We start from the raw sequence: 10172 nt of genomic DNA on the forward strand, positions 1-10172 counted from the left end.
GCCGGCGCGGGCGACGGCCGGGCGGGCGGCTGGCGGGCGTTCGTCCGCCGGCTCGGCGTGCTCCGCCAGCTCGTCAACGACCAGCGCGACCTCGCCTCGGGGCGGCACGAGGACCTCGCCAACGGCACCGCCACCTACCTGCTGGCGCACCTGCTGGCCGCGCTGCCCGCCGGGCGGCGCCGGGAGGCCCTCGCGCTGCACGCCGGCGCCCGCCACTCGGCGTGCGCGCGCGCCGAGCTGACCGCCTGGATGCTCGACGAGGACGTCCTGGACGGCTACGCCGCGTCCGTCGCGCCGCTGGTCGGGCACGCGCACGACCTGCTCGGGCTGCTCGGCGGCGACCCCGCGTGCGTCCGCGAGCTGCACGACCTGGTCGACGAGACCGCCGGGCACCTGCCCGGCCTGCGGCTGGCCGTGGCCTGAGAGGAGGACACCGGATGACTTCGGCCGGCGGACTGCCGGACTTCCTCGCGGCGCAGGGCCCGCGGGTCGCCGCGGCGGTCGGCGACGCGATCGCCGGCCACCCGGCGCACCAGCCGATCCGGCGCACCGCCGGGCCGCTGTTCGGCGGCCGGGAGGAGACGGCCGCGCGGCTGCTCGCGCGCGTCGCGGCGGGCGAGCCGCTGCCCGCCGACGACCTCGCCCGGTTCCGCGACCTCGGGGTGATGGCGGCGCGGCAGGGCATCCCGCTGCCGGTGCTGTCGGAGGTGTGGGACGTCGCGCTCGCGGCGGTGGCGCGGGCCTGCTGGACGGCCGCGCCCGCCGGGTGCTTCACCGAGCTGGCGGAGGCGACCTGGCGCGCCGCGCGCCTCGCGGGACGGGCCCGCGAGGCGTGCATCCAGGGGTACGCGGACGCGCCGCGCGAGGGCGTGCGGTCCCGCCCGCTGCGCCGGCTGCTCGCCGAGACCCTGATCGACGGCGCGCCCGCCGGGGTCATCGCGGAGGCCGCGGGGGTCGCGCTCGCGCCCTGCTACCTGGTGCTGCTGTGCGAGGCGCCCGGCCCGGCCACCGCCGCGCACTGGGCGCGGGCCCGCGAGCACCTGGAGGCGGTCGAGGGCGTGCTCTACTCCGGCGACCTCGCCGAGCTCGTCGTGCTGTTCCCGGCCGGGGACCCGGTGCGCGCCGAGGTGCTGGCCGCCGAGTTCGTGGCCGTCCTCGCCACCTGGACGGCGGGGCCGGTGCACGCGGCGGAGTCCTGCCGGGGCGACCTCGGGGGCATCCCCGACGCGCTGGAGGAGGCGTCCCGGGTGCTGACGGTCGTCAAGGCGATCCCGGACGCCGAGGACCGGCCCTACCGCGCCGACGAGCTGCTCGTCGAGCTGGCGATCCTCGGCCAGCCCGGGATCCGTGAACGGCTCGCCGCCGTGCTGTCCCCGCTGGATGCAGGCACCGACCTGCGCCGGACCCTGGAGGTCCTGCTCGCCTGCAACCTCGACCGCGAGCGCGCCGCCCGGGAGCTGTGGATCCACCGCCGGACGCTGCACTATCGCCTCGACCGCATCCGCGACCTGTCCGGAATCGACCCGAGCTCCGCGCGCGGGATCCAGCTGTTCCGCGCCGCGCTCACCTCGGCGCGGCTCGCCGGTCTCGAACGCGACGGCCGCCGTGCGGAGGAGGCGTCGCTGCCGCCGCCGCTGAGCGCCTGACCCCCTCACTTTCCCCCCACGGAGGCCGGCCTTGGACTTCCCCCTGCCGCACCGTCCCGGCGTCCCGCTGGACGGCGGCCACCTGCGCCGGCTGCGCGAGCGCCCGCTGACGCCCGTCGAGCTGCCGGGCGGCCACCGCGCGCTGCTCGTCACCCGGCACGCCGACGTCCGCGCCGTCCTGGCCGGCGACCGGTTCGGCCGCGAGGCCTGGGCCGGCGGCACCCTCTTCGCCCGTGACACCGCGTCCCTGGCCCTGGCCGCCTCCGACGCGCCGGTGCACACGCGCCGGCGACGCGCCGTCCAGGGCAGGTTCACCGCCCGCCGCGCCGAGACGGACCGCCCGCGCGCCGAGGCCCTCGCCGAACGGCTGCTGGACGACCTGGAGGCCGCCGGCCCGCCCGCCGACCTCGTCGCCCGGTTCGCCGCACCTCTCCCATACGCCCTCGTCTGCGACATGCTGGGCGTTCCCGCCGGCGACCTCGGGACGCTGCTGCCCTGGGTGAGCGCGCTGATGTCGGCGGGACACGTCCCCGAGACCGAGGTCAAGGCCGCCCGCGCCGGCATGTACGGCTACTTCTCCGCCCAGATCGCGGCCCGCCGCGCCGCCATCGCGGCCGGGGACCCCGGCGACGACCTGCTCACAGCGCTGCTGACCGCGCCCGGCCCCGGACGGCTCGGCGACGACGAGATCACCGTCTTCGGGCTCGGGCTGTTCATGGCGGGCGGCGAGACCACGTCCAACTTCCTGGCCGCCTGCGTGCTGGAGCTGATCGCGCGCCCGGAACTCGCCGCCTCGCTGCGCGCCGACCCGTCCCGCATCCCGGCGGCGGTCGAGGAGTTCCTGCGCTGGGTGTGGTTCGGCGGCACCGGCGGGCGGCCCCACGTCGTCCTCGCCGGCACCGTCCTCGCCGGCACCGTCCTCGCCGGGACGGAACTGCGGCGCGGAGACGTCGTCGTCCCGCTCACCGACGCCGCCAACCGCGACCCGGACGCGTTCGCGGACGCCGACGCGTTCCGTCCCGAACGCTCGCCGAACCCGCACCTCGGCTTCGGCCACGGCCGCCACATGTGCCTCGGCGCACCGCACGCCCGGATGGAACTGCGGGTCGCGATCGCGACGCTGCTCCGCCGCCTCGACGGCCTCGCCCTCGCGATCGACCCGGCGCGGCTCCGCTGGCGCGACCGCATGTTCGTGCGGGGCGTCTGGGAACTGCCCGTGACCTGGCGGCCGAGGCCGCGCCGGTGACCGGCTGGTGCCGGCGCGTCCGGCGGTTCGTGTCCGGGCGCCACCCGCCGGTTCCGTCGCTGCTGTTCGCTGCCGCGTGGGCGTACGGGGTCACGGGATTGTTCGCCGCCCTCGATCCGCTCGCCGCGCGGTGGCGGCCCGGCGGGGGGACGGCGGTCGCCGCCGTCACGGTCTTCCTGGACCTGCTGCTGATGCGGGCGCTGGACGACGTCCGCGACCTCGAGCACGACCGGCGGTTCCATCCGGAACGCCCGCTGCCCGCCGGGGCCGTCCGGGTCCGTGACCTCGTCGTCCTCTACGCCGCCGGCTCCTCGGCCGTCATCGCGCTCAACGCGGCGTGGTCGTGGCGGGCCGCGGTTTTGGCCGCCCAGCTGGCGTACGGCGCGGCGGTGCTCGCCGCGCACCGGCGGTGGCGGTGGCCGCCCGGGGACCGGCTGCTCGTGAACCTGCTGGTCAGCCTGCCCGCCCCCGTCCTGCTGCACGCCTACCTGTACGCCGGGTACCTGGACGCGTCCGGGCACGGAGCCGGGTGGTCCGGAGCCGTCGCCGTCGTCGTGGCCGTCCTCGCGGCCGGGTACACCGAACTGGCGAAGAAGATCACCCGTGCGCCGCGCCCGGGGGAGCCGGCCGCTACCGGTCCGCTCGGGCTCAACGGGAGCGTGGCCGTCGCCTTGGCCGCGCCCGCCCTGTCGGCCGGTCTCCTCGCCGCACGGTCACAGGCTCCGTCCGCATGGACGCCCGCCGCGCTCCTGGCGATGGTGATACCGGCGGTCGCCGGGTGCCGGTTCCTGCTCGGCCGGGCGCGCCGGCCGTGCGCCGCGCCCGCGCTCCACCTGCTGCTGACGTTCGCCGGGTACGCCGCGCTGGGTCTGGCGAGGTGACCGGCGGCCCGTCGCGCCGGACCGTCAGGCAAGCCCCATCTCGCGCTTGGCGGCCTCGAACTGCACCGCCATCGCCTCCGACAGCGCCTTGGCGCCCGACATCGGCCGCACCATGACGCAGAACTCGTCGATGAGCCCGTCGTCGTCGTGGTGCAGGAAGTCGCAGCCGTGGACCTCGCGGTCGCCGACCCGCGCCTTGAACACCAGCGCGTGGTCGCGCCCGTCGTTGATCTCCCGGACGTAGCGGAAGTCGGTGAAGACCCGGGTGACGGCCCGCAGGATCGCCGTGACCACCGGGCGGCCGTCGTACGGCGCGAACGCCACCGGGCTGAGGAACCGCACGTCCTCCGCCAGCAGGTCCGGAAGGGCGCCGAGGTCGCCCTGCTCGATGGCCGCGCGGAATGGGTGCATCGGGGCTCCTCCGTGCTCGGTGTCGTCGGCGCGCGCCGGGCGGCGTCCCGGCGAGCCTAATGCGATCATCGCCCGGGACGGCGCGCCGGGGGCACGCCGACCTGACCGGCGTGACTCCTTTTTCTCATCCCTTCGCCTCTTTCGGTAAATTTCGGTCTTCGCGGAGAGTGATGCTGGTCTCATTCTCCGTCGCGGCTCCCTGCCGCGGGAATGAAACCGGCCCGCGCTCTCTTGATCTCGTGGTGCGCCCCGCCGCCCAGAGCGCGGCGCCCCACCCCGCCGCACGGTCCGATCCACCTCCCGGAGGCGTAACAGCGTGTCCCAGCCCGCCACCGCCCAGCATCCGCGCACGGCCGCTCCCACCGCCGCCGCGGCCGCAGGCCACGAACCCGACCTCGGCCTGCCCGCCGAACGCGGATCGGGAGTGCTGATCGCCGTCCTGGCGTTCGCCGGCATCGTCGTCGCGGTGATGCAGACCCTGCTGATCCCGGTCATCGGGCAGCTGCCGCAGCTGCTGCACACCTCGCTGTCGAACGCGACCTGGGCGATGACCGCCACGCTGCTGTCCGGCGCCATCGCCACCCCGATCATGGGCCGGCTCGGCGACCTGTACGGCAAGAAGCGGATGATGCTCGTCAGCGTCGGCACCGTCGTCGTCGGCTCGCTGGTCGCCGCGGTCAGCTCCGAGCTGCTGCTGGTCGTCGCCGGCCGCGCGATCCAGGGCTTCGCGATGGGCGCGATCCCGCTCGGCATCGGCCTGATGCGCGACTCGCTCCCCAAGGAGCGGCTCGGCTCGGCGCTGGCGCTGATGAGCTCCTCGATCGGCGTCGGCGGCGCGCTCGGCCTGCCGGTGGCGGCCTACATCGCCCAGCACTTCAGCTGGCACATGCTCTTCTACGGAGCCGCCGCGCTCGGCGTCGTCTCGTTCCTGCTGGTGCTGTTCGCCGTCCCCGAGTCGAAGGTGCGGGCGCACGGCCGCTACGACATCGTCGGGACGATCGGGCTGACGGCCGGGCTCCTCGCCGTGCTGCTGCCGATCACCAAGGGCGGCGACTGGGGCTGGACGAACCCGCGCACGCTGGGGATCGGCGCCGCCGGCATCGTGATCCTCGTGCTGTGGGGCGTGGTGGAACTGCGGCTGCGCGACCCGCTGGTCGACCTGCGCACCACCGCGCGCCGCCAGGTGCTGCTGACCAACCTCGCCGCGATCACCGTCGGCGTCTCGTTCTACGCCATGTCGCTGGTCCTGCCCCAGTTGCTGGAGCTGCCGAAGGCGACCGGCTACGGGCTCGGGCAGTCGCTGCTGGTCGCCGGCCTCACGGTGGCCCCGATGGGCGTCGCGATGATGCTGGTCTCGCCGCTGTCGGCGCGCGTCTCCGCCGCGTACGGCGCCAAGACTTCGCTCATCCTCGGCATGATCGTGATCGGCGGCGGCTACGGCGCGGCGCAGGGCCTGATGGGCGCGGTGTGGCAGGTCGCACTGGTCTCCACGATCGTCGGCGCCGGCATCGGGCTGGCCTACTCGGCGCTGCCCACGCTGATCCTCGGCGCCGTCGACCCGTCGGAGAGCGGGGCCGCCAACGGCGTCAACACGCTGATGCGCTCCATCGGCACCTCGGTCTCCAGCGCGCTGCTCGGCACCGTCCTGGCCCGCAACACCCTCCACTTCGGCGGGGCCGAGGTACCGGACATGACGGGCTTCCGGATCTCCTTCCTGATCGCCACCATCGCCATCGCCATCGGCGTCGTGCTCGCGCTGTTCCTGCCGTCCGGCCGCCGCGCGGCACGCCCGGCGCATGCCGCCGCGTCCGCTGCGCCTGCGCCTGCTGCGCCCGCCGTGGCCGCGACCCCGTCCGAGCCGTTCCCCGTGCCGTCGCCGGTCGCGGCCGGGCCGTCCACCGCGGTCGAGGGGCCCGCGGTGCGCGGCCGGGTGCTGCGCCCGGACGGGACGCCGCTGCCCGGCGCCACCGTCACGCTGATCGACGCGACCGGACGCCAGCTCGGCGTGGTCGCCAGCGCGGACGACGGCGGGTACGCGATCGCGGCCCCCGCGGCCGGCGGCTACGTGCTGGTCGGGTCGGCGCACGGCCACCAGCCGGAGGCCGCCACCGTCACGGTGCTCGACGGCCCGGCCAACGCCGAGCTGGTGCTGAGCGGCATCGGCGGCCTGTCGGGGACGGTCCGCGACGAGGCGGGCGGCCCCGTCGCCGGTGCCGTCGCGGTCGCCACCGACACCCGCGGCGAGGTCGTCGGCTCCGAGGTCACCGGCGAGGACGGCGTGTTCGCGCTCGCCGACCTCGCGCCCGGCGGCTACACGCTGACGGTCAGCGCTGCGGGAGGCCGTCCCGCCGCCCGCCCGGTGCAGGTCGCCGGCGGCGCGCCGACCCCGGTGGAGATCGCGCTGCCGGACGCGCCCGCGCTGCGCGGCACCGTCCGGGGCCGCGGCGGCGAGGCGCTCGGCGACGCGCACGTGTCGCTGGTCGACCAGGCCGGCAACGTCGTCGCCACCACCCGCACCGGGCCCGACGGCGGCTACGCCTTCGACGGCCTCGCCCCCGAGGACTACACGGTCATCGCGTCCGGGTACCCGCCGGTCGCGGTGCCGCTCGACCTGTCCGGCGCCGGACGCGACGACTTCGACGTCGTGCTGTCCCACCGCCGGGGCGAGTAGCCGAACCGGGGGGACGGGCTGTTGCGGCCCGGCGCGTCACGTGCCGGGCCGCAACAGCACCTTGACGGCGCCGTCCTGCTTCTTCTGGAACATCTCGTAGGCCTGCGGCCCCTTCTCCAGCGGCACGCGGTGCGTGGTGAAGTCCATGACGCCGAGCGGGTCGGCGTCGTCGGCGACCAGCGGCATGATGTCGTCGATCCAGCGCTTGACGTGCGCCTGCCCCATCCGCAGCGCGATGCCCTTGTCGAACATCTGCAGCATCGGCAGCGGGTCGGTCATGCCGCCGTACACGCCGCTCAGCGAGATCGTCCCGCCGCGGCGGACCACCTCGATCGCCGTCAGGAACGCCGACAGCCGGTCCACCCCCATCCGCTGCATCAGCGGCGCGGCGCTGTTGCCGGGGAGCAGGCCGGTCAGCGTCTGGGCCAGCTTCGCGCCCGGCGAGCCGTGCGCCTCCATCCCGACCGCGTCGATCACCGAGTCGGTGCCGCGGCCGCCGGTGATCTGCCGGACCGCGTCCGGCACGTCGTCGGCGTCGTCGGCGTCGATCACCTCGATGCCGTGCCGGCGGGCCATCTCCAGCCGCTCGGGAACGAGGTCGACGCCGATCACCCGGTGGCCGAGGTGGCGGGCGATCCGCGCCGACATCTGCCCGATCGGGCCGAGCCCGAGCACCGTCACCGACCCGCCCTCGGGGATCTCCGCCCACTGGACGGCCTGCCAGGACGTCGGCAGCACGTCGGAGAGGTAGACGAACCGCTCGTCCGGCGGCCCCTCCGGCACCTTGATCGGCCCGAAGTGCGCCTGCGGGACCCGCAGGTACTCCGCCTGCCCGCCGGGCACCTGCCCGTACAGCCGGGTGTAGCCGAACAGCGCGGCGCCCATGTTGTTCTCGCGGACCTGGGTCGTCTCGCACTGCGCGAACAGCTTCATCTCGCACATGTGGCAGCGGCCGCAGGAGATGTTGAACGGGATGACCACGCGGTCGCCCGGCTTGACGTGCTTGACCTCGGGGCCGGTCTCCTCGACGATCCCGATCGGCTCGTGGCCGAGCACGTCGCCCTCGCTCATGAACGGCCCGAGCACCTCGTACAGGTGCAGGTCGGAGCCGCAGATGCCGGACGAGGTGACCCGGATGACCGCGTCGTCCGGCTCCTTGATCGTCGGGTCGGGCACGTTCTCGACGCGGACGTCGCGCTTGCCGTGCCAGGTGAGCGCCTTCATCGTGTTCCTCCTAGAGCGGGTCTAGGGCGGGACTACCCGGGGGACCGGGGAGAAACGTCGGCGGAGGACGCGTCCGACTGGACGGGTAAATCGCGGGTAATCCACGTCCATGGCAACCCTCCCGGAAACCTCGGCGGACCTCCCCTCGACCTCCGCCGCGGACGCGGCCCGCCTGCGCCTGGGCGTCCTCGACATCGGCTCCAACTCGGCCCACCTGCGGATCGCGGACCTCAGCCCGGGGGAGGCGCCCGCACCGGTGCGGTCGGTCAAGAGCGCCGTGCGGCTGGCCGAGTCGACCGACCGGCACGGCGTGATCGGACGGCCCGCGGTCGGGCGGCTCATCGGCGCCGTCCGGGAGGCGTCGGCCGCCGCGTCCGCCGCCGGGGTGGGCGAGCTGCTGCCGCTCGCCACGTCCGCGCTGCGCGACGCCGCCAACCGCGACGACGTGGCGGCCGAGGTGCGCGCCGCCACCGGCGTCACGCTGGGGTTCCTGTCCGGCGAGCAGGAGGCGCGGCTGACGTTCCTGGCGGTGCGGCGCTGGTACGGCTGGTCGGCGGGCCCGGTCCTGCTCGCCGACATCGGCGGCGGGTCGACGGAGCTGGCGTACGGGGCGGGGGAGGAGCCCGAGCTGGCGCTGTCGCTGCCGCTCGGCGCGGGCCGGCTCACCCGGCACCACCTGCCCGGCCGCCCGCCGGTCCGCAAGCGCACCCGCAAGGCGCTGCGCGCGCACGTCCGGTCCGTGCTCGGCGAGGCGACCACCGAGATCGTCGAACGCCCGGCCCCGGTCCGGGCGGTCGCGACGTCCAAGACGTTCACCCAGCTGGCCCGGCTGTGCGGCGCGCCCAAGGGTAAGGCCGGGCCCTACGCGCCGCGCCGCCTCGACCGCGACGACCTGCACGGCTGGATCCCGAAGCTGGCGAAGTTGCCGGACGCCGAGCGCGCGCGGCTGCGCGGGGTGAAGGCGTCGCGGGCGCACCAGATCCTGGCCGGCGCGATCGTCGCCGAGGCCGTCATGGACGTCCTCGGGCTCGACCGGCTCGACGTGTGCCCGTGGGCGCTGCGCGAGGGCATCTTCCTGCACCGGCTCGACGCGCTGGCCGCCGGGCGCCCGGCCGGGCCGCCGTTCGAGGGCGCCGGCGGGGCGGCGGGCGCGCCGTGCCCGGTCCCGGTCCGGCCGCCGGCTCCGGAGACGGGCGGACGAGCGGCGGCGACCCGGCTGCACGCCGTCGGCACGGGCTGATCCCGCCGGTCCGGTCCCGGTCCCGTGGCGGAGGTGACGTCCGGGACGACCGTCCCATGAACTTGCGGGACATGTATCTGTGGTCCGTGTGTATTGACATTCGCCGAACGAGCCATACACGCTTGTTCCGTTAATTTGCGGGACATAGATCGGCGATACGGTGCCCGTCAGGGCGCCGTCGGGAGAGGACGTGGGCCATGGGCGCTCCCGGCGACACCATCGAACTGGATCCCGGACTCGAGGCGGACGTGCGGTCCGTCCTCGCCGGTGCACTGCGCGAGGCCGTCCCCGCGATCGTCGCGGAGACCGTCGAGGAGGTGTGCCGGGAGGTCGCCGAGTACGCCGACCCCGGCTGCCGGGACGCCCTGGAGCTGGCCGCCGGATGCGCGATCGGCGCGTTCGCCGACCTCGTCGCCCGGCCCGGACCGCCGCCGGAGGACCTGCTGGCCTTCTACCGCCGGGTCGGCGCCGCGGAGGTGCAGGAGGGGCGCGCCGCGAGCGCTCTGCAGAACGCCGCGAACGTCGCGACCCGCGTCGCCGTCCGGCACGTCTCCCGGGTCGCCGACGCGCTCGACGCCGAGGTGCCGCCCGGCCTGTACGGGGAGGTCGTCTCCGCGCTGTTCCCGTTCCTGAACTGGCTGATGGTCGCCGTCGCGCAGGGCCGCGCCGAGGCGTCCCGCGACCCCGCCGGGCTGCTGCTGCGCCGCCGCCGGCAGCTGCTGGAGGCGCTGCTCGCCCGCCCCGCCGCCGACGACCGGCGAATCGCGGGCCTGGCGCGGGAGGCGCGGTGGGCGCTGCCGCACGCCGCCGTCGCCGTCGCGCTGGGCCCCGGAACGGTCCCCGGCCCGCCGCC

General features: G+C 75.8%; 8 protein-coding genes and 1 pseudogene. 7 read left to right on the forward strand and 2 right to left on the reverse strand.

Annotation, left to right across the window (positions count from 1 at the left end):
- From ABD296_RS47535 to ABD296_RS47550, 4 genes are all read left to right on the forward strand, one after another.
- On the forward strand, positions 1–423 hold a 423-nt coding region (locus tag ABD296_RS47535; protein WP_344284477.1), incomplete at its 5' end, for a hypothetical protein.
- Positions 424–437: 14 nt separating this feature from the next.
- A complete protein-coding gene (locus tag ABD296_RS47540) occupies positions 438–1646 on the forward strand; it encodes a PucR family transcriptional regulator (RefSeq protein WP_344284479.1) in 1209 nt (402 codons plus the stop codon).
- 31 nt (positions 1647–1677) lie between these two features.
- Complete coding sequence (locus ABD296_RS47545; RefSeq protein WP_344284482.1) at positions 1678–2892, forward strand: cytochrome P450; 1215 nt, start codon at positions 1678–1680, stop codon at positions 2890–2892.
- A complete protein-coding gene (locus ABD296_RS47550) occupies positions 2889–3773 on the forward strand; it encodes a hypothetical protein (protein WP_344284485.1) in 885 nt (294 codons plus the stop codon). The genes ABD296_RS47545 and ABD296_RS47550 overlap by 4 nt, the downstream gene beginning before the upstream one ends.
- Positions 3774–3797: 24 nt before the next feature.
- Here the strand turns inward: ABD296_RS47550 and ABD296_RS47555 are convergent, their stop codons facing one another.
- Positions 3798–4184, reverse strand: a complete 387-nt coding sequence (locus ABD296_RS47555; RefSeq protein ID WP_344284487.1) for a nuclear transport factor 2 family protein — start codon at positions 4182–4184, stop codon at positions 3798–3800.
- A gap of 316 nt (positions 4185–4500) precedes the next feature.
- Between ABD296_RS47555 and ABD296_RS47560 the strand changes: the two genes are divergently transcribed.
- Positions 4501–6855: an MFS transporter gene (locus ABD296_RS47560; protein ID WP_344284489.1), complete on the forward strand. Its 2355-nt coding sequence runs from the start codon at positions 4501–4503 to the stop codon at positions 6853–6855.
- A 36-nt stretch (positions 6856–6891) separates the two neighbouring features.
- On the opposite strand, the gene ABD296_RS47565 is transcribed toward ABD296_RS47560, so the two are convergent.
- The gene (locus tag ABD296_RS47565; RefSeq protein WP_344284493.1) at positions 6892–8079 is read right to left on the reverse strand and encodes a zinc-dependent alcohol dehydrogenase; all 1188 of its coding nucleotides are present in this window, start codon (positions 8077–8079) and stop codon (positions 6892–6894) included.
- Positions 8080–8188: 109 nt separating this feature from the next.
- On the opposite strand from ABD296_RS47565, the gene ABD296_RS47570 reads away from it, so the two are divergent.
- Together ABD296_RS47570 and ABD296_RS47575 are read left to right on the forward strand one after the other, a co-directional pair.
- A complete protein-coding gene (locus ABD296_RS47570) occupies positions 8189–9319 on the forward strand; it encodes a Ppx/GppA phosphatase family protein (protein ID WP_344284496.1) in 1131 nt (376 codons plus the stop codon).
- Positions 9320–9516: 197 nt separating this feature from the next.
- Positions 9517–10172 (forward strand): annotated as a pseudogene (locus ABD296_RS47575) (PucR family transcriptional regulator); the annotation flags it as partial.

Source organism: Actinomadura napierensis, assembly GCF_039529375.1.
Lineage (GTDB): Bacteria > Actinomycetota > Actinomycetes > Streptosporangiales > Streptosporangiaceae > Spirillospora > Spirillospora napierensis.

Coding starts and splice junctions, on each gene's coding strand:
- ABD296_RS47540 (WP_344284479.1), top strand. CDS start 438: ATGACTTCGGCCGGCGGACTGCCGGACTTCCTCGCGGCGCAGGGCCCG.
- ABD296_RS47555 (WP_344284487.1), bottom strand. CDS start 4,184: ATGCACCCATTCCGCGCGGCCATCGAGCAGGGCGACCTCGGCGCCCTT.
- ABD296_RS47565 (WP_344284493.1), bottom strand. CDS start 8,079: ATGAAGGCGCTCACCTGGCACGGCAAGCGCGACGTCCGCGTCGAGAAC.
- ABD296_RS47570 (WP_344284496.1), top strand. CDS start 8,189: ATGGCAACCCTCCCGGAAACCTCGGCGGACCTCCCCTCGACCTCCGCC.